18 protein-coding genes are annotated in these 21534 nt (G+C 70.6%); 8 read left to right on the top strand and 10 right to left on the bottom strand.

Annotated elements, in window-relative coordinates:
- Positions 1–3: 3 nt before the first annotated feature.
- The 7 genes from J7E96_RS01790 to J7E96_RS01760 form a co-directional block, all read right to left on the bottom strand.
- The gene (locus tag J7E96_RS01790) at positions 4–1368 is read right to left on the bottom strand and encodes a M20/M25/M40 family metallo-hydrolase (RefSeq protein ID WP_215126662.1); all 1365 of its coding nucleotides are present in this window, start codon (positions 1366–1368) and stop codon (positions 4–6) included.
- Complete coding sequence (locus J7E96_RS01785; RefSeq protein WP_215126660.1) at positions 1361–2194, bottom strand: M55 family metallopeptidase; 834 nt, start codon at positions 2192–2194, stop codon at positions 1361–1363. Before J7E96_RS01785 ends, J7E96_RS01790 begins: the two co-directional genes overlap by 8 nt.
- Before the next feature lie 118 nt (positions 2195–2312).
- Positions 2313–2987 carry a 4'-phosphopantetheinyl transferase superfamily protein gene (locus tag J7E96_RS01780; protein WP_215126658.1) on the bottom strand — a complete coding sequence of 225 codons (675 nt, stop codon included), beginning with the start codon at positions 2985–2987 and terminating at the stop codon, positions 2313–2315.
- A gap of 56 nt (positions 2988–3043) precedes the next feature.
- Positions 3044–3721, bottom strand: a complete 678-nt coding sequence (locus J7E96_RS01775) for a class I SAM-dependent methyltransferase (protein ID WP_215126656.1) — start codon at positions 3719–3721, stop codon at positions 3044–3046.
- A 173-nt stretch (positions 3722–3894) separates the two neighbouring features.
- Complete coding sequence (locus J7E96_RS01770; RefSeq protein ID WP_215126654.1) at positions 3895–6291, bottom strand: SpoIIE family protein phosphatase; 2397 nt, start codon at positions 6289–6291, stop codon at positions 3895–3897.
- A 136-nt stretch (positions 6292–6427) separates the two neighbouring features.
- A complete protein-coding gene (locus J7E96_RS01765) occupies positions 6428–8827 on the bottom strand; it encodes an MFS transporter (RefSeq protein WP_308295798.1) in 2400 nt (799 codons plus the stop codon).
- Between the two features lie 209 nt (positions 8828–9036).
- Entirely contained in the window at positions 9037–9480 is a 444-nt protein-coding gene (locus J7E96_RS01760) for an SRPBCC family protein (RefSeq protein WP_215126649.1), read from the bottom strand.
- Between the two features lie 137 nt (positions 9481–9617).
- Here J7E96_RS01760 and J7E96_RS01755 point away from each other — a divergent pair, with 137 nt between their 5' ends.
- The gene (locus J7E96_RS01755; protein ID WP_215126647.1) at positions 9618–10646 is read left to right on the top strand and encodes an Rv2578c family radical SAM protein; all 1029 of its coding nucleotides are present in this window, start codon (positions 9618–9620) and stop codon (positions 10644–10646) included.
- Positions 10647–10661: 15 nt separating this feature from the next.
- Here the strand turns inward: J7E96_RS01755 and J7E96_RS01750 are convergent, their stop codons facing one another.
- Positions 10662–11255: a class I SAM-dependent methyltransferase gene (locus J7E96_RS01750; RefSeq protein WP_308295797.1), complete on the bottom strand. Its 594-nt coding sequence runs from the start codon at positions 11253–11255 to the stop codon at positions 10662–10664.
- Positions 11256–11328: 73 nt separating this feature from the next.
- Complete coding sequence (locus tag J7E96_RS01745) at positions 11329–11946, bottom strand: TetR/AcrR family transcriptional regulator (RefSeq protein WP_215126644.1); 618 nt, start codon at positions 11944–11946, stop codon at positions 11329–11331.
- 75 nt (positions 11947–12021) lie between these two features.
- Between J7E96_RS01745 and J7E96_RS01740 the strand changes: the two genes are divergently transcribed.
- Positions 12022–12507 (top strand): SRPBCC family protein, encoded by a 486-nt coding sequence (locus tag J7E96_RS01740; RefSeq protein ID WP_215126809.1) that lies wholly within the window; start codon positions 12022–12024, stop codon positions 12505–12507.
- A gap of 11 nt (positions 12508–12518) precedes the next feature.
- Positions 12519–13085, top strand: a complete 567-nt coding sequence (locus tag J7E96_RS01735) for a GNAT family N-acetyltransferase (protein ID WP_215126642.1) — start codon at positions 12519–12521, stop codon at positions 13083–13085.
- On the opposite strand, the gene J7E96_RS01730 is transcribed toward J7E96_RS01735, so the two are convergent.
- Entirely contained in the window at positions 13034–13600 is a 567-nt protein-coding gene (locus J7E96_RS01730) for an adenylosuccinate lyase (protein WP_215126640.1), read from the bottom strand. The genes J7E96_RS01735 and J7E96_RS01730 overlap by 52 nt on opposite strands.
- Before the next feature lie 488 nt (positions 13601–14088).
- On the opposite strand from J7E96_RS01730, the gene J7E96_RS01725 reads away from it, so the two are divergent.
- The 5 genes from J7E96_RS01725 to J7E96_RS01705 all read left to right on the top strand — a co-directional run bounded on the left by J7E96_RS01725 (position 14089) and on the right by J7E96_RS01705 (position 21533).
- Complete coding sequence (locus tag J7E96_RS01725) at positions 14089–15870, top strand: 3-hydroxyacyl-CoA dehydrogenase family protein (protein WP_215126637.1); 1782 nt, start codon at positions 14089–14091, stop codon at positions 15868–15870.
- A gap of 97 nt (positions 15871–15967) precedes the next feature.
- On the top strand, positions 15968–16792 hold the full coding sequence (locus tag J7E96_RS01720) for a TetR family transcriptional regulator (RefSeq protein ID WP_251069259.1): 825 nt from the start codon (positions 15968–15970) through the stop codon (positions 16790–16792).
- A 411-nt stretch (positions 16793–17203) separates the two neighbouring features.
- The gene (gene ccrA, locus J7E96_RS01715) at positions 17204–18541 is read left to right on the top strand and encodes a crotonyl-CoA carboxylase/reductase (RefSeq protein WP_215126635.1); all 1338 of its coding nucleotides are present in this window, start codon (positions 17204–17206) and stop codon (positions 18539–18541) included.
- Positions 18541–20562, top strand: coding sequence for a protein meaA (locus J7E96_RS01710; protein WP_215126633.1), 2022 nt, complete (start codon positions 18541–18543; stop codon positions 20560–20562). Before ccrA ends, J7E96_RS01710 begins: the two co-directional genes overlap by 1 nt.
- Entirely contained in the window at positions 20559–21533 is a 975-nt protein-coding gene (locus J7E96_RS01705; protein WP_215126632.1) for a CoA ester lyase, read from the top strand. Before J7E96_RS01710 ends, J7E96_RS01705 begins: the two co-directional genes overlap by 4 nt.
- Position 21534 lies beyond the last annotated feature (1 nt).

Raw genomic sequence — 21534 nt, 5'->3', positions numbered from 1 at the left:
CTGCTAGGCGGTCTTCAGGTAATGATCGAGCACCCGCACGCCGAAGTGGAGGGCCTCGACCGGTACACGTTCGTCCACGCCGTGGAAGAGCGCCTGGTAGTCGAAGTCGACGGGCAGCTTGAGCGGGGAGAAGCCGTAGCCGGTGATGCCCAGCCGGGAGAACTGCTTCGCGTCCGTGCCGCCCGACATGCAGTACGGCACGACATGCCCGCCGGGGGCGAAGTGCTCCACCGCCGCCCGCAGTTTCGCGTACGTCGGGGAGTCGGTCGGCGCCTCCAGCGCGGTCTCCCTGTGGTGGAACTCCCAGTCCACCTGGTCGCCGGTGAGCAGGTCCAGGGTCTGCCGGAACTCCTCCTCGCCGCCGGGCAGGAACCGCCCGTCGACGTAGGCGGTCGCCCGGCCCGGAATGACGTTGACCTTGTAACCGGCGTCCAGCATGGTCGGGTTCGCGCTGCCGCGTACGGTCGCCTCGACCAGCGCGGCGGCGGGACCCAGCTTGTTGAGGAGGGCGTCCACGTCGAAGTCGGGCGCGTCGAAGTCCGGTGCGTCGAGGTGGTGCAGGGCGGCGAGTTCGGTGAGGCTGGCCCGGACGGTCGGGGTGAGCCGCACCGGCCATTCGTACGCGCCGATCCGCGCGATGGCGGCGGCCAGCCTGCTCACCGCGTTGTCCCGGTTGACCTTGGAGCCGTGGCCCGCCGTGCCGATGCCGGTGAGCTTGAGCCAGCCGGTGCCCCGCTCGCCGGCGGCGATCGGGTAGATCTCCAGGCCGGGGCCCGCGTGGAAGGTGTAGGCGCCGGATTCGCTGATTCCTTCCGTACAGCCCTCGAAGAGCTCCGGATGGTCCGCGGCGAGGAAGCCCGATCCGTCGACCGCGCTGGCCTCCTCGTCGGCGGTGAAGGCGAGCACGATGTCGCGGCGGGGCCTGGTGCCGGTGCGCGCCCAGGCCCGTACGACCGCGAGGATCATCGCGTCCATGTTCTTCATGTCGATGGCGCCACGGCCCCACACCACTCCGTCGCGGACCTCTCCGGAGAAGGGGTGCACGCTCCAGTCGGCGGGCTCGGCGGGTACGACGTCGAGGTGACCGTGGACGAGGAGCGCGTCGGCGGACGGGTCGGTGCCGGCGATCCTGGCGACGACGTTGGTCCGTCCGGGGGTGCGTTCGAGCAGCACTGGCTCCAGGCCCGCGTCGGCGAGCCGCTCGGCGACGTACTCGGCGGCCGGGCGCTCGCGGCAGTCGCCGCCGCCGCGGTTGGTGGTGTCGATCCTGATGAGATCGGACGTGAAGGTCACCACTTCGTCGAGCGCGAGCGCGTCGATCGTTCCCCCGATGACCGTTCCCCCGTTGACCGGCTGTCTGTCAGCCATACTGCTCCTCCACCGCGGCCGAGACGATCGTCGTAACGGCCTTGAAAGTACGAATGCCCTCATACATCGTTCCGCTGGTGTACGCGACACGCCGTTCTCCGGTCGCCTCCACCCCCGGTACCACGGTGGCGACCCCTGAAAGGTGCTCCGCGTCGAACTCCAGCTCCACGGTGAACGATCCGCCGCGCACCGGCTCGTGGCGTACGGCCAGAGCGGTCGCCTCCTTGGCGGCGGCCCTGATGTCCGCGGCGGTACGGGCCGGGGTGCGGCACACCGCGGCGTACCGCGAGACGTGGTCCTTGACCGCCACCTTACGGGCCTCGGGCGCGTACCCCTCGGCATCCTCGCAGGTCAGGTCGTCGCCTGTGACGAGCACCACCGGAACCCCGTACTCCGCGACGACGTGGGAGTTGAGCAGGCCCTCACTGGCGCGCTCGCCGTTGATCCACACCCCCGTGATGGAGTTGGCGAGGTAGGTGTGCGCGAGGACGCCCTCGGTGCCGGCGCCCGTGTGGTAGCCGACGAACGCGATGCCGTCCACGTCCCCGTGCTGCACGCCTTCGACCATGCTGAGCGATTTGTGCCGGCCTGTGAGCATTTCGGCGCGCTCGTCGAGCCGCTCCAGGAACAGGTTGCGCATGGACCAGTGCGCCTCGTTGATGAGCACCTCGTCGGCGCCGCCGTCGAAGAAGCCGAGGACGGCCGCGTTCACGTCCGAGGTGAACAGGGACCGGCAGCGCTCCCACTGCGGGGTGCCCGGCAGCACATCGGCCGGCCAGGTGACTCCGGTGGCGCCCTCCATGTCGGCGCTGATGAGGATCTTCATGACTCGGCTGTCCCCTCATCGCGCGCCCTGACGTCCGTGCTCATGCCGCGTCACGTTACGCGCCCACGAACGCCCGGGCCACAACCACATCCACGTTCCCCTGTTACGCAGGGTCCCGTCAGCCGTGCGCCGCGGTCACGGCGGTGGTCACCAGCCCTTGGCGCACGGCCCAGCTGCCCTCGAACGAGCGGATCCGGCGGCCTGCGTGCACGGGGCCCGGAACGAGCAGTACGGCTCGGAAACGGCCCGTGGCCCCGTCACCAGGGAAGAGTTCGATATCCGCCTCGCTGAAGTCCAGCCACTTCTTGGCCAGCGGAAACCACGCCTTGTAGACGGACTCCTTGGCACTGAACAGCAGCCGGTCCCAGCACACGGCCGGGTCGTCCGAGGCCAGCCGTCGCAGCCGCTCCCGCTCGACCGGCAGCGCGACCGTTTCCTCGACACCCGCGGGCAGCGGCAGATGCGGCTCCGCGTCGATGCCAAGCACCTCGACCTCTCCGGCGCGCGCCAGCGCCGCGGCGCAGTAACCGTCGCAGTGGGTCATGCTGCCGATCACTCCGGCCGGCCAGAGGGGGGCTCCGCGCTCACCCGGCAGGACGGCCTGGGGCGGGACGCCGAGCTTCTCCATCGCCCGGCGGGCGCAGCTGCGTACGACGGTGAACTCCCGGCGCCGCTTCTCGACCGCCTTCTCGACGAATGCCTGCTCCGCGGGAAACAGCGCGGCGTCCCGGGGCACGTCGTTCCCGAAGACCTCCACGGTCACGACCGAGTCCGGCAATATTGCGTCCAACACGTGCGTCCGTCCCCTGGGCTGAATCTCCGGGCAGCTTATCGCCCACCGCCCACCGCTCAGCGGCCTCCCGCACCTGGCAGCGTCTGGGTGATCCGCCACAGGCGGCGCGGGAGGTCGCCCTCCTCGAAGGCGTGCACCTCACGGAGCTCCCACCCCTCGGCCAGCGCGTCGACCAGCGCCCGGTCGAAGAAGTGCACCGCGAACCCGCCCTGCTCGAAGATGTCGTCGCCGTGGACGGTACCCGCCCCGTAGTGGGGGTCGCCGGTGTGCCGGACGGTGTAGACGAAGGTGCCGCCGGGCCGCAGTACCCGCCGTACCTCGCCCACCAGCTCATGGACCTCGGCCGTCGACAGCGCCATGCACATCAGCATGTGGGCGAAGACGGCGTCCACCGAGCGGTCCGGCAGCGGCAGCGGGCGCCGTACATCGTGGACCGTGACGCTCACCGAGGAGCCGAGGCCCAACTCCTCGGCGCGCTCGGCCAGCTGACCGAGTCCGGCCGGACTGAAGTCCGTGGCCCGGACGGTGAAGCCGCAGCCGGCGAAGTACAGGGCGTCGCGGCCGTGCCCCGCCCCGAGTTCCAGTACGTCCTTCGCGCCGGCCACACAGAACACCGCGGCGGCGTGGACAGCGGCGGCGGAAGGAGCGTCGCCGTACATCAGCGGATGGTCGGCGTACGTGCGCTGCCAGTGCTCGCGCTGCCCGTCGGCCGGCTCCCGGCCCTGCTCCGGCATCGTTGCTCCCTCTGGTTCACCGGCGCCCCGCACCGGGGCCGGGCTCAGCGTAGGACCCCGGCACCGGCGCCACCCGGCTCAGCGCGCCAGGACCGGCCCGCGAACCTGCGGCGTCACTCCGAACGGCCGACGACCAGCCACTTCGACCAAGCTCCCCACTGCCACACGTCGGCCTACCTCAGCGCCAGTTCGAACCACACCGTCTTGCCCTCCCCGGTACGGTTCGCGCCCCACTCCCGCGCCACGCTGTCGACCACGGCGAGACCGCGCCCCGCCTCGTCGTCCGGCCCCGCGCTCGTCAGCGCCGGCAGTGCGTGCCCGTCGTCGTCCGTGACCTCGCAGAGCAGCCCGTCGCCCCGTACGAGCCGGAGGGCGCCGCGACGGCTGTCCGTGTGCTGCTCCCCGTGCCGCACCGCGTTGGTGACGACCTCGCTGACCAGCAACTCCGTGCTCTCCGCGGCCTCTTCGAGCCCCCATGCCGCCAGCTGCCCCCGCACCAGCCGCCGCGCCCGGCCCACCTCGCGCGGCTCCAGCGTCAGCTCCCACTCGGCCACGTCCCGCTCCGCGATGCCGTTGAGCCGGGCCATCAGCAGCGCCACGTCGTCCTTGCGCCCGCCCCGGCCCTCCCTCCGGGACGACGCCGCCAAGGCCCGGACGACGGTGTCGCAGGCCTCGTCCATCGAGGCCGCCGGATGGGCCGCCGACTCGCACAGGGCCGCCAGTCCTACGCCGATGTCCCCGCCCCGCACCTCCACCAGACCGTCCGTGCACATCACCAGCCGGTCGCCCGGCTCAACGGGCACCCGCACGCACTCGAAGGCCACGCCGCCCACCCCGATCGGGGCCCCCGTCGGCAGATCCAGCAGCTCGCCGCGCCCGTCGGCGGCCCGCACCAGGACGGGCGGGATGTGACCGGCGTTCGCCAGGAGCAGTTCGCCGCGGACCGGGTCGTAGACGACGTACAGACAGGTCGCCAGATAGTGCGGGCCGAGCCGCTGCGCCAGGTCGTCGAGGCTGCGCAGGAGCTGTTCGGGCGGCAGGTCGAGGGCGGCCATGGTCTGGACGGCCGTACGCAGCTGGCCCATCATCGCCGCCGAGTTGAGCCCGTGGCCCATGACGTCGCCCACCACCAGCGCGGTGCGCGAGCCCGGCAGTCCGACCGAGTCGAACCAGTCGCCGCCGACCCGCCCGAGCAGCGTGCCCGGCAGGTAGCGGGTCGCCGTGTCGCAGCCGGCCATCCGCGGCGCGACGCGCGGCAGCATGCTGCTCTGGAGGGAATCGGCGACGCTCTCCTGGTACGTGTACATGCGGGCGTTGTCGAGCACGAGCCCCGCCCGCGCGGCCAGTTCGGCGCCGGTGACGCGGTCCATGTCGTTGAAGAGGGCCCGCCCCGGATGGCGCAGCAGGATCATGAATCCCAGCACCACATCGCGTGCCCTGAGCGGCACGACGAGCATGGAGCGCCCGGTGATCAGCGGTCTGATGTCGCGTTTCTCGAACCGCGCGGCAATGACGGTTCCCGTCTCCTCGCCGATCCTCGGTACGAGCACCGGATCGCCGGTCGTCATGCACTGGAAGAACGGTGTGTGCACGGGAAAGGCCATGGATTCGCCGACCGGCACCACATCGTCCCAGCGCCCCGGCGCGTCGGCATGTTCGACGGCGACCCTGTGCCACATCGTGGTGGCGTCCGGCGGCCCGTCGGGGAAGCCCTCGCCCGCGATGACCTGCTCGCGCAGGTAGGTGTCCGCGACATCGGTGAAGCGCGGCACCACGGCGGCGCCGACCTCCTCGATCGTACGGGCGAGGTCGAGCGAGGAACCGATGCGCCCGCTCACCTCGTTGAGGAGTTCGAGGTGCTCGCGCACGGCGGCGTACTCAAGGTCGAGATCCTGCTCGGTGGGTACGTCCGGCAGCCGCAGGGGCTTTGCGGCGCCCCCTGTCACCCGTGGCCGCCGCCCGGCCCCGCGCCGCTCCCGCCTCGGCACCCCCCAGTCGGGCGTGACGGGCACCCGGTCGTGGCGGCTGAACTCCATGACCGGACAGCCCAGTTCGAGCACCTGCGAGACGATGCGGCCGGACTCGCCGACGCTCATGCTCGGCAGGATCTCCGACAACCGCCGGGCCAGTTCATCGGATCCCGGGAACTCGGTGTGCAGGGCGAATCCGGGGGCGATCCGCTCGGTGCCACGCCCCTCGGCACGGCGCTCACCCTCCAGCCGGCCGGCGTCCGCCGCGAGTACGAGCAGCCGCTCGGGCCCGGGACCGACCAGCGGATACGCCCACCACAGCACGTCGAGCCGGTCGCGCCCCGGCTCGCAGAGCGTGGCTCGGCCGACGACGGGACAGGAACTGAGGCCACTCAGGGTGTCGCCGACGGCTCCGGAAACCGGCATGAGGTCGGTGGCGAGCCGTCCGACGGCTTCTTCCCTTGCCGGACCGAACAAGCGCCGCGCCCCGCTGGACCAGTGCGACACGAGCCCGTCACCGTCCACCACGACCACGGCAAGCGGAACCCGGCCGGTGGCCGCTCGCCCGCGCGGCGCCGTGGGCCCAGTGCCACTGTCCATGGGTGGGAGGCTCCCTTCCCGCCGAAAGTTCTGTGGCTTCGCCCACCAAGGTACGGCTCGCGCACCGCCCCGCGCGGGGCAACGACCCAATAGGTCGTGCGCCCGCGCACAAGGGGCGTTCGCATCCTCTGAAAGGTCAGTCCTCGTGGCCGAGTTGGAGATCGCGTTCGGTACGCCCGCCGCCCGCGACCTGAAGCACGGTGGCGACCGGCGGGTAGCCCGCGGCGATCACCGTGTACTCGCCGGACGACAGATCGACGAAGCGGAATGTGCCGTCGAGTCCCGTGGTGAGCGTGTCCACCACATTGCCCCCGGCGTCGAGCAGTGTCACCCGGGCGTCCTCGACGGGCCGGCCACCGGTCGCCCGTACGGTGCCGCGCAGCACCGCGCCGCCCGCCAGCTCGATGTCCTGCCGGGTCTCCCGCGAGGCCTGCACGCTGACCGGAAGGGCGGCGGGCCGGAACGCGGGCGCGCTGCCGGCCAGGGTGTACTCCCCCGCCACCAGCTCCGTGATCACATACCCGCCCTCGCGCCCGCTGCGCGTCGAGGCGACGACCTCTCCCCGTACGTCGGTGAGCGTCACGGCGGCGTCGCGCACCGGCGTCCCGTCCGCGGTGTGCACGGTCCCGGCGAGGCGGCCGGCGCCACCGAGCACCACATCGAGCTCGACGGGCCGTTCCCCCACCGTGACGGTGACGGCCTGCGGCTGGTGCCCGCCGGCCGCCGCGATCATCACGTACGACCCGGATCCGGCCACGCTCAGCGCGTACCGCCCGTCGTCGCCGCTCGCACCCCGCCCGACCTGCCGCCCGGATACGTCGATGAGGGTGAGGGCGGCGCGCGGCACGACGCTGCCGTCGTGGTGCTGGACGGTGCCGCAGACGGGGACGCCCGACAGGTAGGGGGCGGTGGTGGTGCGGGCCGCGGGGATCGCGGAGGTCTCGGCTGCGGGGGCGTTGTGGGACACCAGCGGTTTCTCCTTGAGGAAGCAGGCGATGAGCAGGCCGAGTACGAGCACCGGCACGAGGTAGAGGAAGATCCGCGGCATGGCCTCCGCGTACGCCTCGATGTAGGCGTCGCGCAGCGGGGGTTCCATGGCGTGCACGAGCTGCGGGGTGATGGACGCCGGATCGGGGAGGCCCGCGCCCGCGGGCAGCCGCTCGGCGAGCGCGTCCGCGAGCCGGTTCGCGAAGAGGGTGCCGAAGACGGCGGCGCCGACGCTGCCGCCGATCTGGCGGAAGAAGTTGTTGGCGCTGGTGGCGGTGCCGAGGTCGGCCGGGGGCACGGAGTTCTGGACGGCGAGGACGAGCACCGGCATGACGAGTCCGATGCCGGTGCCGAGCAAGGCCATCCAGATGCTGTAGTGCAGCTGGGAGGTGTCGGCCTCCAGCCGGGACAGCAGCCACATGCCGACCACCGAGCACGCGCTGCCGACGACCGGGTAGACGCGGTAGCGGCCGGTGCGGCTGATGAGGTGCCCCGAGACGATCGAGGCGATGACCACCCCGCCCATCATCGGCAGCATCAGCAGCCCGGACTCGGTGGCGCTGACGCCGCCGGCCATCTGGAGGAACGTCGGCAGGTAGCTGGCGGCGCCGAAGAGCGCGACGCCGACGACCGCGCCGACCAGGCTGGTGACGGTGAAGACCGAGTCGCGGAACAGCCGCAGCGGCATGAGCGGCTCGGGCACGCAGCTTTCGACGACGATGAACAGCAGAGTCGTTCCGGCAGCGCCGGCGGCGAGGCCGAGAATGACCCGCGAGTCCCAGGCGTGCTCCGTACCGCCCCAACTGGTCAGCAGCACGAGGCAGGTCGAGGCGGCCGCGAGCAACAGCGCGCCCAGTACGTCCAGTCGCGGCCGTACGCCGGGCTTCGGGACCTTCAGTACGACGGCGATGACCGCCATGGTGACCAGCCCGAACGGGACGTTGATGTAGAAGCACCAGCGCCAGGACACGTGGTCGGTGAAGAAGCCGCCGAGCAGCGGTCCCGCCACCGACGCGAGGCCGAAGGCGGCGCCGATGAGGCCCATGAAGCGGCCGCGGTCCCTGGGCGGCACGATGTCGGCGATGATCGCCTGGACGCCGATCACGATGCCGCCGGCACCGATGCCCTGGATGGCGCGGAAGGCGATGAGCTGGTCCATGGTGCGGGACCAGCCGGCCAGCGCCGAGCCGATGACGAAGACGACGATCGCGAACTGGAAGATGCCTTTACGGCCGAAGAGGTCGCCCAGTTTGCCGTAGACGGGAAGGCCGACCGTCGCCGTCAGCAGATAGGCGGTGATCGTCCACGACATCCGGTCCAGGCCCTGGAGTTCCCCGACGATCTTCGGGAGGGCGGTGGCGACGATCATCTGCTCCAGCGCCGCGAGGAGTAGCGCGAGCATCAGCCCGGAGAACACCAGCCGGACGCGGCCGGGGCTGAGGGGCCGCCCCTCGGGCCCTCCGGCGGCGGGGAGTTGGACGCGGTGCGGTGGTGGCGCCTCAACGGCGTCACCTGCCGCGTCCGTCTTCACCAGAGTGATCCCGCCCACGTACCGCTCCCCTCGTCGCCCTGCGCCGCCCTTTTCTCGCATTACGCGACAACTGGGAGCAAGCGGGGCGATCGAGTCGAGCGGCGCACGCGGGCGGCTTCACCCCCGGTGGGAGCCCTGCGGCGTACCACCGGCACACCGGAAAAGACCACTCGAACCGGTGAAGGACTGCTACGGACTACTGGGGAGTGCCGGGGACCGTTTGCGGGCTACTTCTCCACCTGGGCGGCGAGGTTGGCGAGCAGGGCGTCGTAAATCCGGGCGAGGCCCTTGGGCGCGAACGTCCTCTCGAAGAAGCCGCCGATGCCGCCGGCGCCGTTCCATACCGTGCTGACGACTGCCTTCGACTTGCCCTCGCCGGCCGGGGTGACGGTCCAGGTGGTGACCATGGACGAGTTGCGGTCCTTCTCGACGAGCTGCCCGTCGGTCGGCTCGGTCACTTCGAGCAGACAGTCGCGCACGCGCTTGCTGGTGGCCTGGAGCTTCCAGTGGACGAGGGTGCCCTCGCCGTCGCCGCCCTCGCGCACCTCGTACTCGGAGAAGTGCTCGGGCAGGAGCTTTTCGCGCGCGCCGCTGTAGTCGGCCAGCGTGTCGAACACCGTCTCCGCATCCGCCGCGATGATCCGCTCCGTGGTGGCCTCGACCTGCGCCATGCCTGTTCCTCCAGCACTTGGGTTTTCAAGGGTGCGGCTTACCCAACCACCTCGGGTACGGCCGCCCAAAATCGGGGTTGCGACAAAGAAGGGAACATGTGTTCTATTCTGTGGTCAGTGCTACCGAGGAGGCGCACATGCGCTGGAACAATCTGGCCGAAAACCCCGCCACTACCGGGGAGGCCGCGCTCTTCGGAACGGACGCGGTGACCACTCGTACGTTCGACACCCCCGAGTTCCGGGGGATCACCTTCCACGAGGTGCGCGCCCGCTCGATCGTGAACCGGGTGCCGGGCGCCTCACGCATGCCGTTCGAATGGACGGTCAACCCCTACCGGGGCTGCACGCACGCGTGCGTCTACTGTTTCGCGCGCAAGACCCACACCTATCTGGACCTCGACACCGGCCTGGACTTCGACTCGCAGATCATCGTCAAGATCAACGCGCCGGAGTTGCTGCGCGGCCAGCTCGCCTCCAGCCGCTGGCAGGGCGCGCACATCGCGATGGGCACGAACGTCGACTGCTACCAGCGGGCGGAGGGCCGCTACCGCCTCATGCCCGGCATCATCACGGCCCTGCGCGACCGCGCGAACCCGTTCTCGATCCTGACCAAGGGCACACTGATCCTGCGCGACCTCGACCTGCTGGTGCAGGCGGCGGAGGTCACCGACGTCGGCATCTCGGTGTCCGTCGGCTTCACCGACCAGGAGCTGTGGCGCACGGTCGAGCCGGGTACGCCGTCCCCCGAGCGCCGCCTGGACGTCGTACGCACCCTCACCGACCACGGCATCGGCTGCGGCGTGCTGATGGCCCCCGTCATCCCCTTCCTCGGGGACTCCCCCGGCCAGCTGCGCGCCACCGTCCGCGCGATCGCCGCCTCGGGCGCGACTTCTGTCACCCCGCTCGTGCTGCATCTGCGGCCGGGGGCGCGGGAGTGGTTCATGGCGTGGCTGGGGGAGCACCATCCGCACCTGGTCCGCCGGTACGAGCGGCTGTACGCGGAAGGTGCGTACGCCCCGAAGTGGTACCAGCGCCGCATCACCCGCCAGGTGCACGACCTGGCCACGGAATTCGGCATAGGCCCGTCGGGGCCTCGTACCTCCCGGCGCACTCCGAGTGCCGTCGAGCCAGAGCCTCCCGGCCCGACGCAGCTCACGCTGCTCTGACGCCCGCGCCGGGGCTCAGGCGCGGCGGGCCAGGAGGTACGCCCGGCGGGTCTCGACCTCGTGGGCGTAGTGGGTGCGTTCCATGTGCATCTCCACGGCGAACCCGGCCGCTTCGAGCAGCCCGGTGATGTGCGCGGGCTCCAGGAAGCGGAAGTCGATGTCCACGTCGTGCCCCCACCACTTGTCCAGGTGCCGGACCTCCTCACCGATGTGGAAGGAGAGGAGGAGGAGACCGGAGGGGCGCAGTACCCGCCGCGCCTCTTCGAAGGCGCGGTGCAGGTCACCGGGGTCGAGGTGGATGATCGTGTAGAAGGCTACGGCGGAGCCGAACTCGCCGTCCTTGGCGGGAAGTTCCAGCAGGTCACCTTCTCGGAACTCCACCTGTGCGAACCGGCGCCGGCCGGCCTCCACCATGCCCGCGGACAGGTCGATCCCGACCGTACGCGCGCCCTTCCCGGCGAGCCAGGCCGCCACGTGCCCGGGGCCGCAGCCGAGGTCGGCGATCGCGGCCCCCGGCTCTGTCTGTTCCAGGAGGGAGGCAAGGAGCGCCCGGTCAAGCGGCTTCCCGGCGAGCTCGTCGTGCAACCGGGCCGCGTACTCCTCGGCCACGGTGTCATAGCTCCGACGTACAGAGTTGTTATGTGCATGATCACCCATACGGACCAGGATGCCACGGGGGCCGTCAAGCCCGGGCGCGCACCGCCGAAACCGGCAGATCCGACAGCAGCAGGGCCGTGCTGTCCGCGGCCAGTTGTTCCGCGTGCGCGGGCAGGCCAGCGCCGCCGCGCACATGGCGGCGTACCAACGCGAGCGGCAGGTCGATGAGCGCGAGGGCGATGCGCTCGGCCTCGACAGGGTGGGACACCCCCAGAGCGGCCCCGAGAGCGGCGATCTCCCCGAAGACCCGGCGGTTGCCGGCGTCAGCGCGGTCCCTCTGCTCCGGGGCCCAGTCGTCCTTGCCGAAGGCCTCGGGGCCGTGCAGAAGCAGCGCGGCCTCGTCCCGGTTGGTACGGCTCCAGGCCACCACATGGCGCGAGGCGGCGACGGCGGCTTCCCTGGGGGCGCCACCCGACGCGGTGAGCACCGCGACGTATCCCTCCTGGAATCTTTCGACGGTACGCAGCCACACCTCGGCCAGCAGAGCGGTCCGGGACGGGAAGCGGTGATAGACGGAGCCGCTCGGGGCGCCGACCGCCTTGGCGACCGCGGCCATGGTGACGGCGGAAGGGCCGCCCTCCGCCGCGAGGCGCACGGCAGCGTCGAGAAGCAGTGAAGTGTCGTACCGGGTTGGCCTGGCCATGTTGTGGAGAGTACCCTCCAATTCATTAGAGAGGTCCCTCTAAAACGGACTCCGGGAGTTCCCATGGCAGCGCTGATGTCGGCCTTCAACGTCCACGAGCGCCTCCTGCCCGTCAGGGCGAGCGAGGTGGGCGCGCTCATCGACACCCTCGCCACGCCCGGCGACCGGCTCTGGCCGGGCGACGACTGGCCGCGCATGACGCTGGACAAGGGCCTCACTCCCGGCTCCAAGGGAGGCCATGGGCCTGTGCGTTACACGGTGACGTCGTACGTCCCCCGGGAGTGGGTCCGCTTCACCTTCAGCGGGCCGCGCGGCTTCGACGGCTTCCACGAGTACACCGTGCACGCGGTCGACGAAGGCCGGACCGTGCTCCGCCACACCCTCGCCATGAACGTCAGGGGCCCGGCGCTGCTCACCTGGCCGCTCGCCTACCGGGCCTTCCATGACGCGCTCCTCGAAGACAGCCTCGACCGCGCCGAGTCGGCCCTGACCGGCACCGTCGCGCGCCCGGCCCGCTGGAGCCCGTACGTCCGGCTGCTCCGCCGCCTCACCCCTGACTAGAGTGCGGCCCCATGAGCGGCGGCGGCAGGACGCGGATACAGGTACGGGAGATGACCGTCGACGACTGCGAGGCCGTCGCCCGTGTGCGGGTGCGCGGCTGGCAGGCGGCGTACGCCGGGATGATGCCGCAGGCGTACCTCGACGCGATGAGCGTCGAGGAGGACGCCGCCCGGCGCCGCGCGCATCTCGCCAGGGGCGACGGCGCGGGCCGCAACGTCGTCGCCGAGCGCGACGGGCAGGTCATCGGCTGGGGCTGCTACGGGGCGTACCGCGAGGAGGGCAGACCGACCGCCGACGCCGAGCTGTACGCCCTCTACGTCCTGCCGGAGCACCACGGCACCGGCGCCGGCCGCGCCCTCACCACCGAACTCCTCGCCCGCGCCACCGCCGACGGCTACCGCCGCGTGCTCCTGTGGGTCCTCACCGATAACACCCGTGCCCGCCGCTTCTACGAGAAGGCCGGTTTCGCGCCCGACGGGGCCGAGGCGCCCTTCGAGGTGCACGGCGTCGCCGTCCCCGAGACGCGTTACGCGAGGCGGCTGAGCGCGGCGGACGCGGCGGCGACCAGCCGCGGATGATCCAGCGCCGCTTCGAGCACCGGCCGCGCTCGCGCGTCCCGGAGCTGTCCCAGGCCCTCGACGCAGGCGAGCGCCACCCGCCAGTGGGGGTTCGTCGGGGCGAGCAGGCCGCGCAATGTGGTGATCAGCGCCGGTACGGTCTCGGGCGCCCGGAGCTCGGTGAGCAGCCGCACCGGGTGCAGCGCGTACGCCGTGCGAAGGGAGTTTGTGGCGAGCGCGGCGGCGGCGCGGGCCGTGCGCGGGTCGCGCAGCCGCGCCAGCGCGTACGCCGCGGTGACGCACCGCTGCGGATCGCGGTGGTTCAGCAACAGCACCAGCGTCTCGAATGCCCGCCGGTCCCCCGCGCAGCCCAGGCGGAAGGCGGCCATCTCCCGCGCCCACAGGGGCCGTTCGGTCTCGGTGAGGACGCGGGCCAGTTCGTCGAGGTCCTCGGTGGCGAGCAGCCGCTCGTACGCCACCGGATCGTCCGCCTCTCCCCGCACCCGGCCGGCGAGTGACCGCAGCTCCTCATCCATGCCGCAAGGGTATGCACCGCACAGGCGTCCTAGACCCGTACTTCGCAGGTCACCCGATCGTGAAGATCAACTGGTCACGACCGATCGCCGCTCAGTCCGGTCCGCAACGGCGATCGCAATGCCGGTCCGATCCGGTCGGGTTCGGACGCCGAAGAGCCGCTGCGGCGAACCTTTTCAGCGACCCGCGAAGTCCGGGCCTAGATCACATCCCGCCAGGGCTGGCGCGCTCGTTACTCGCCGGTTAACCTCAAGTGAGCGGGCCACCCCCCGCTGAATGATCACCTCATGGCGGCCTGGTGACGCAGCCGCCCCGAGTGCTTTGTCGGTTCGGTGTTTTCTTCCGCGACGTGACTCCGGGACAGAGTCCGTCGGCCCCGCCCCCGCAGCTCGACCTGCCCTGTGCATTTCGTACCCAGGTACGCATTCCGCACGCGACTTCTTCGCGCCGTGCGCCCCTCAGTCGTCACCTCATTCTCTGGAGTCCCGTGATGGACACCCCTCTCAGTACCGTCGCCGTCGTCGGTCTCGGCACCATGGGCACCGGCATAGCCGAGACCCTGGCCCGCGCCGGCCGTGAAGTCATCGGCATCGACATCAGCGAGGAGGCCGCCAGGCTGGCCGTCACCTCGCTCGAAGCCTCCACCGCCCGAGCGGTGGAGCGGGAGCGGATCACCGCCGAGGAGCGGCGCGACATCCTCGCCCGTTTCCGTACGTTCTCCGACCTCCAGGCGGCAGCCGATGCCGATCTCGTGATCGAGGTCGTTCACGAGTCGTACGAGGCCAAGCAGCAGGTGTTCCGCGCCCTCGACACCATCGTGCGCCCCACCACGGTCCTGGCGACCGGCACGAACGCGCTGTCCGTCACCCGTCTCGCCGCCGACTCCGCGCACCCCGAGCGCGTGCTCGGCATGCACTTCTTCAACCCGGCGCCCGCGATGAAGCTGGTCGAGATCGTCTCCTCGGTGCTCACCGCGCCGCAGGCCGTCGAGGCCGTCACCACGCTCGCCCGCGACCTCGGCAAGGAGCCGGTCGCGGTCGGCGACCGGCCCGGTTTCGTCGCCGACGGCCTGCTCTTCGGCTACCTCAACCAGGCCGCCGCGATGTACGAGGCGAAGTACGCCTCCCGTGAGGACATCGACGCCGCGATGCGGCTGGGCTGCGGCCTGCCGATGGGCCCCCTCGCCCTGCTCGACCTGATCGGCGTCGACACGGCCCGTACCGTCCTCGAAGCGATGTACGCCGAGTCCCACGACCGGCTGCACGCCCCCGCCCCCATCCTGAAGCAGCTCAGCGAGGCCGGGCTGAGCGGCCGCAAGTCGGGCCGCGGCTTCTACACGTACGAGGCGGCCGGCAGCCAGACCGTCGTGCGCGACGCGCTCACCCCGCTGGAGAGCGCGGGCGTCACGCCCGGGCGGCCGGTGCGGTCGGTGGGCGTCGCGGGCTCCGGCACCATGGCGTCCGGCATCGCGGAGGTCTTCGCGAAGGCCGGTTACGACGTGGTGCTCGCGGCCCGGAGCCAGGAGAAGGCGGACAAGGCGAAGGCCCGTATCGCCAAGTCTCTTTCCCGCTCTGTCGACAAGGGCCGGATGACGGCCGAGGCCCGCGACGAGACGCTGGCAAGGGTCACCCCGGCCGGCTCGCTCGACGCGTTCGCCGACGTCGACCTGGCGGTCGAGGCGGTCGCGGAGGACCTGGAGGTCAAGCAGCAGCTCTTCGCGACGCTCGACAAGGTCTGCAAGCCGGGCGCGGTGCTCGCCACGACCACGTCGTCGCTGCCCGTCGTCGCCTGCGCCCGCGCGACCTCGCGCCCGCAGGACGTCATCGGGATGCACTTCTTCAACCCGGCGCCCGCGATGAAGCTGGTCGAGGTCGTCCGTACCGTCCTCACCTCGGACGAGGTCCACGCGACCGTCCGCGAGGTGTGCCTCAAGATCCGCAAGCACCCCGTGGACTGCGGCGACCGCGCCGGATTCATCGTGAACGCGCTGCTCTTCCCGTACCTGAACAACGCGGTCAAGATGGTCGAGCAGCACTACGCGTCGCTGGACGACATCGACGCCGCGATGAAGCTGGGCGGCGGCTACCCGATGGGCCCCTTCCAGCTCCTCGATGTCGTCGGCCTGGACGTCTCCCTCGCCATCCAGAAGGTTCTGCACAGCGAGTTCCGCGACCCGGGCCTGGCACCGGCCCCGCTGCTCGAACACCTGGTGGCCGCGGGGTGCCTCGGCCGCAAGACAGGACGCGGCTTCCGGGAGTATGCCGGGCGCTGAGCAGGAGGGTGTGACCGGATGGGGCGGGCTGCTGGAGCCGGACGGCAGCCCGCACCCACAGGCGCGCTCTCCTGCGCGGATGCAGTACGTTCGGGGCATGTCCCAGCCCGCTGACTCCCCCCGACGACCGTCCCGTACGAGCTCCACCTCCGACGCTCCTGAGAGTGCCGCGGGCAGCCGCGCGGCCGCCCAGCGGCTCAAGATGCGCCGTGAACTGTCGGCCGCGGCGATGGAGCTGTTCGCGACAAAGGGGTACGAGGCGACGACGGTCGACGAGATCGCCGCCGCGGGCGGGGTGGCGCGGCGGACCTTCTTCCGGCACTTCCGTTCCAAGGAAGAAGCGATTTTCCCGGACCACGACGACACGCTCGTACGCGCGGAAGCGGTGCTCAACGCCGCGTCACCGCACGAGCACCCGCTGGACACCGTCTGCCGGGGCATCAAGGAAGTCATGCGGATGTACGCGGCGTCCCCCGCGGTCTCCGTCGCCCGCTACAAGCTCACCCGCGAGGTCCCGACCCTCCGCGAGGCGGAGATCGCCTCGGTGGCCCGCTACGAGCGGCTGTTCACGCGCTATCTGCTGGGCCACTTCGACGAGCACGACCACCACGACGACAACGACGACCCCCTTCTGGCGGAGGTGGCCGCGTCGGCCGTCGTGACGGCGCACAACCACGTACTGCGGCGCTGGCTGCGGGCGGGCGGCCAGGGCGACGTGGAGGCGCAGCTGGACCACGCGTTCGCGATCGTCCGCGACACGTTCGGTACGGGCATCGGGGCCGGCCGCTCGTCGGACCGCCCGAAGCAGGCGCCGGCCGCGTCGGCGAGCGTGAGCGGCGACGTGCTGGTGACCGTGGCCCGCACGGACGCCCCCCTGGACGAGGTCATGCGTACGATCGAGCGAGCACTCAAGCAGGCCTGACCCGGCGGCGTTTTCCGCCGGTCCCAGACGCCGCCCGCCCCCGGATCTCCGGGAGGCGGGCGGCGTCTTTGCGTGCTCTGATGAATCCAAATCGATCGATCATCGCTCACATGTGACGGCGAGGTGACATCTGAGAGAAATTGTTGGCACTCAGTGTCTTGTCACGTGGCACGCGGTGTCATACGTTGTCGTTGTCCGGGCGGCCGGCGTGCAGAGATCTCTCGTACGCCGGCTGTCCCCGCAAGCCACGTGCTTGTGCGCCCGGGCGCCTGCGTCACAGGCAACCTCCCGCGCTACCCGCGCTGCCGAACACCCGCACCACCGCCGAACCGACGGCACACCTCCACAGCAGCATCCCGACGTTTCCCCTCAAAGCGTTCCCTCAAAAACGCGCTTCGCCGGAGGCACCCCGTGAAGGAAATCCTGGACGCGATCCAGTCGCAGGACAGTACGGCCGCAGACATCGCCGCCCTGTCCATCCCCGAGTCGTACCGCGCGGTGACCGTGCACAAGGACGAGGCCGAGATGTTCGCCGGCGTCGCCAGCCGGGACAAGGACCCCCGCAAGTCCCTCCACGTCGAGGACGTGCCGGTGCCCGAGCTCGGACCGGGCGAGGCCCTGGTGGCGGTCATGGCCAGCTCGGTCAACTACAACTCCGTCTGGACCTCGATCTTCGAGCCCGTCTCGACCTTCGGCTTCCTGGAGCGGTACGGCAGGCTCAGTGACCTGAGCAAGCGCCACGACCTCCCGTACCACGTCATCGGCTCCGACCTCGCCGGCGTCGTCCTGCGCACCGGCCCCGGCGTGAACGCCTGGAAGCCCGGCGACGAGGTCGTCGCGCACTGCCTGTCCGTCGAGCTGGAGTCCTCCGACGGCCACAACGACACGATGCTCGACCCCGAGCAGCGCATCTGGGGCTTCGAGACGAACTTCGGCGGTCTCGCCGAGATCGCGCTCGTCAAGTCCAACCAGCTGATGCCCAAGCCCGACCACCTCAGCTGGGAGGAGGCGGCGGCTCCCGGCCTGGTCAACTCGACGGCGTACCGCCAGCTCGTCTCGCGCAACGGCGCCGGCATGAAGCAGGGCGACAACGTCCTGATCTGGGGCGCGAGCGGCGGACTCGGTTCGTACGCCACCCAGTTCGCGCTGGCCGGCGGCGCCAACCCGATCTGTGTCGTCTCCAGCGACCAGAAGGCGGACATCTGCCGCGCGATGGGCGCCGAGGCGATCATCGACCGCAACGCCGAGGGCTACAAGTTCTGGAAGGACGAGCACACCCAGGACCCCAAGGAGTGGAAGCGCTTCGGCAAGCGCATCCGCGAGCTCACCGGCGGCGAGGACATCGACATCGTCTTCGAGCACCCCGGCCGTGAGACCTTCGGCGCGAGCGTCTACGTCACCCGCAAGGGCGGCACGATCACCACCTGCGCCTCGACCTCGGGCTACATGCACGAGTACGACAACCGCTACCTGTGGATGTCGCTGAAGCGGATCATCGGCTCGCACTTCGCCAACTACCGCGAGGCGTGGGAGGCCAACCGCCTGATCGCCAAGGGCAAGATCCACCCCACCCTCTCGAAGGTGTACTCGCTGGAGGACACCGGCCAGGCGGCGTACGACGTCCACCGCAACCTGCACCAGGGCAAGGTCGGCGTGCTGGCGCTGGCACCCCGCGAGGGTCTCGGTGTCCGTAACCACGAGCTGCGCGAGCAGCACATCGACGCCATCAACCGCTTCCGGAACATCTGATGGGCGAGCGTCGGAAGGACCGGCCCTGGCTCATGCGGACGTACGCCGGTCACTCGACCGCCGAGGCGTCCAACGAGCTGTACCGCAACAACCTCGCCAAGGGCCAGACCGGCCTGTCGGTCGCGTTCGACCTTCCGACGCAGACCGGCTACGACCCCGACCACATCCTCGCCCGCGGCGAGGTCGGCCGGGTCGGGGTCCCGGTCTCCCATCTCGGTGACATGCGGCGGCTGTTCCAGGACATCCCCCTGGAGCAGATGAACACCTCGATGACCATCAACGCCACGGCCATGTGGCTGCTGGCGATGTACCAGGTGGTCGCGGAGGAGCAAGGTCTCGACAAGGAGGCCATCACCAAGCTCCAGGGGACGACGCAGAACGACATCGTCAAGGAGTACCTGTCGCGCGGGACGCACGTCTTCCCGCCGGTGCCCAGCCTGCGCCTGACGACGGACATGATCACCTACACGGTGAACCACATCCCCAAGTGGAACCCGATCAACATCTGCAGCTACCACCTCCAGGAGGCCGGCGCCACACCGGTCCAGGAGATCGCGTACGCCATGAGCACGGCGATCGCCGTCCTCGACGCCGTACGGGACAGCGGTCAGGTGCCGCCGGAGAAGTTCGGGGACGTCGTCGCCCGTATCTCCTTCTTCGTGAACGCGGGCGTCCGCTTCGTCGAGGAGATGTGCAAGATGCGCGCCTTCGGCCGCATCTGGGACAAGGTCACGCGCGAGCGCTACGGCATCGAGAACGAGAAGCAGCGCCGCTTCCGCTATGGCGTGCAGGTCAACTCACTGGGCCTCACCGAGGCGCAGCCGGAGAACAACGTCCAGCGCATCGTCCTCGAAATGCTGGCCGTCACCCTCTCCAAGGACGCCCGCGCCCGCGCCGTGCAGCTGCCCGCCTGGAACGAGGCGCTGGGTCTGCCCCGCCCCTGGGACCAGCAGTGGTCGCTGCGCATACAGCAGGTCCTCGCGCTGGAGAGCGATCTGCTGGAGTACGAGGACATCTTCGCCGGGTCGCACGTCATCGAGGCCAAGGTCGAGGCGCTGGTCGCCGAGTCCTTCGCCGAGATGGACCGCATCGAGGAGATGGGCGGCGCGATGGCCGCCGTCGAGTCCGGCTACCTCAAGTCGCAGCTGGTCTCCTCGCACGCGGAGCGCCGCGCGCGCATCGAGTCCGGCGACGAGAAGATCGTCGGCGTCAACTGCTACGAGTCGACCGCACCCAGCCCGCTCACCGCGGACCTGGACGGTGCGATCATGACGGTCGACCCGGCCAACGAGGCCCGCGTCGTCGCCAAGCTCCACGAGTGGCGCGACAACCGCGACGAGGCCCGCGCCTCCGAGGCCCTGGCGGCCCTCAAGAGGGCTGCCGCGGGCACCGAGAACCTGATGGCCGCCACCGTCGAGTGCGCCCGTGCGGGCGTCACCACCGGCGAGTGGTCCTGGGCGCTGCGGGACGTCTTCGGCGAATTCCGCGCGCCGACGGGCGTGAGCAGCGCCCCGGTCGCGGTCACCGCCGAGGCGGGCACGCCACTCGCGTACGTACGGGAGAAGGTGTCCCGTACGGCCGACGAGCTCGGCTCGGGGCGGCTGCGCCTGCTGGTCGGCAAGCCCGGCCTGGACGGGCACTCCAACGGCGCCGAGCAGATCGCCGTACGAGCGCGCGACGCGGGCTTCGAGGTGGTCTACCAGGGCATCAGGCTCACGCCCGAACAGATCGTGAGCGCCGCCCTCGCCGAGGACGTGCACTGCGTCGGTCTGTCGATCCTGTCCGGCTCGCACGCCGAACTGGTGCCGGATGTTCTCGTACGCCTGCGAGAGGCCGGCGCCGCCGACATTCCGGTGATCGCGGGCGGGATCATCCCGCCGGCGGACGCCGAGGCGCTGCGGGCTGCCGGAGTGGCCGCAGTTTTCACCCCTAAGGACTTCGGTATCACGGAGATCATCGGCCGTATCGTCGACGAGATCCGGAAAGCGAACAAGCTCGACCCTCTGGAGGTCTCCGCATGACCACGCCCACGCCCGCCGTGAACCGGCTGCGCCCGCGCCGCTCCTGCCTCGCGGTTCCCGGCTCGAACCCGCGCTTCCTGGAGAAGGCCCAGGGCCTGCCGGCCGACCAGGTCTTCCTGGACCTGGAGGACGCGTGCGCGCCGCTCGCCAAGGAAGGCGCCCGGCACACCATCGTCGACGCGCTGAACAACGGTGACTGGACGGGCAAGACCCGGGTCGTGCGGGTCAACGACTGGACGACTCACTGGACGTACCGCGATGTCGTCACGGTCGTCGAGGGCGCGGGCCCGAACCTCGACTGCATCATGCTGCCGAAGGTCCAGGACGCCCAGCAGGTCGTCGCGCTCGACCTCCTGCTGACCCAGATCGAGAAGACGATGGGCTTCGAGGTCGGCAAGATCGGCATCGAGGCGCAGATCGAGAACGCGAAGGGCCTGGTGAACGTCGACGAGATCGCCGCCGCCTCGCCGCGCCTCGAGACGATCATCTTCGGCCCGGCGGACTTCATGGCCTCGATCAACATGAAGACCCTGGTCGTCGGCATGCAGCCCCCCGGCTACGGCGCCGATGCATACCACTACATCCTCATGCGCATCCTGATGGCGGCCCGTACGCACGACCTCCAGGCGATCGACGGTCCCTTCCTCCAGATCCGCGACGTGGACGCGTACCGCGAGGTCGCGGGCCGTGCGGCAGCGCTGGGCTTCGACGGCAAGTGGGTGCTGCACCCGGGTCAGGTCGACGCGGCCAACGAGGTGTTCTCGCCCTCGCAGGAGGACTACGACCACGCGGAGATGATTCTCGACGCGTACGAGTGGTGCACGTCCGAGGTCGGCGGCAAGAAGGGCTCCGCGATGCTCGGCGACGAGATGATCGACGAGGCCAGCCGCAAGATGGCCCTGGTCATCTCCGGCAAGGGACGCGCGGCCGGCATGCAGCGCACCTCCAAGTTCGAAGCCCCGGAGGCCTGAT

The organism is Streptomyces sp. ISL-96 (assembly GCF_018614035.1).
Taxonomy (GTDB): Bacteria; Actinomycetota; Actinomycetes; order Streptomycetales; family Streptomycetaceae; genus Streptomyces.
Note: the sequence above shows the minus strand (reverse complement) of the source record. Positions and strands in the feature narration are given on the sequence as shown.

Excerpts from the sequence above, each read along its gene's own strand:
- J7E96_RS01790 (WP_215126662.1), bottom strand. The coding sequence starts at position 1,368 with ATGGCTGACAGACAGCCGGTCAACGGGGGAACGGTCATCGGGGGAACG.
- J7E96_RS01785 (WP_215126660.1), bottom strand. The coding sequence starts at position 2,194 with ATGAAGATCCTCATCAGCGCCGACATGGAGGGCGCCACCGGAGTCACC.
- J7E96_RS01775 (WP_215126656.1), bottom strand. The coding sequence starts at position 3,721 with ATGCCGGAGCAGGGCCGGGAGCCGGCCGACGGGCAGCGCGAGCACTGG.
- J7E96_RS01770 (WP_215126654.1), bottom strand. The coding sequence starts at position 6,291 with ATGGACAGTGGCACTGGGCCCACGGCGCCGCGCGGGCGAGCGGCCACC.
- J7E96_RS01760 (WP_215126649.1), bottom strand. The coding sequence starts at position 9,480 with ATGGCGCAGGTCGAGGCCACCACGGAGCGGATCATCGCGGCGGATGCG.
- J7E96_RS01755 (WP_215126647.1), top strand. The coding sequence starts at position 9,618 with ATGCGCTGGAACAATCTGGCCGAAAACCCCGCCACTACCGGGGAGGCC.
- J7E96_RS01745 (WP_215126644.1), bottom strand. The coding sequence starts at position 11,946 with ATGGCCAGGCCAACCCGGTACGACACTTCACTGCTTCTCGACGCTGCC.
- J7E96_RS01740 (WP_215126809.1), top strand. The coding sequence starts at position 12,022 with ATGTCGGCCTTCAACGTCCACGAGCGCCTCCTGCCCGTCAGGGCGAGC.
- J7E96_RS01735 (WP_215126642.1), top strand. The coding sequence starts at position 12,519 with ATGAGCGGCGGCGGCAGGACGCGGATACAGGTACGGGAGATGACCGTC.
- J7E96_RS01730 (WP_215126640.1), bottom strand. The coding sequence starts at position 13,600 with ATGGATGAGGAGCTGCGGTCACTCGCCGGCCGGGTGCGGGGAGAGGCG.
- J7E96_RS01725 (WP_215126637.1), top strand. The coding sequence starts at position 14,089 with ATGGACACCCCTCTCAGTACCGTCGCCGTCGTCGGTCTCGGCACCATG.
- J7E96_RS01720 (WP_251069259.1), top strand. The coding sequence starts at position 15,968 with ATGTCCCAGCCCGCTGACTCCCCCCGACGACCGTCCCGTACGAGCTCC.
- J7E96_RS01710 (WP_215126633.1), top strand. The coding sequence starts at position 18,541 with ATGGGCGAGCGTCGGAAGGACCGGCCCTGGCTCATGCGGACGTACGCC.
- J7E96_RS01705 (WP_215126632.1), top strand. The coding sequence starts at position 20,559 with ATGACCACGCCCACGCCCGCCGTGAACCGGCTGCGCCCGCGCCGCTCC.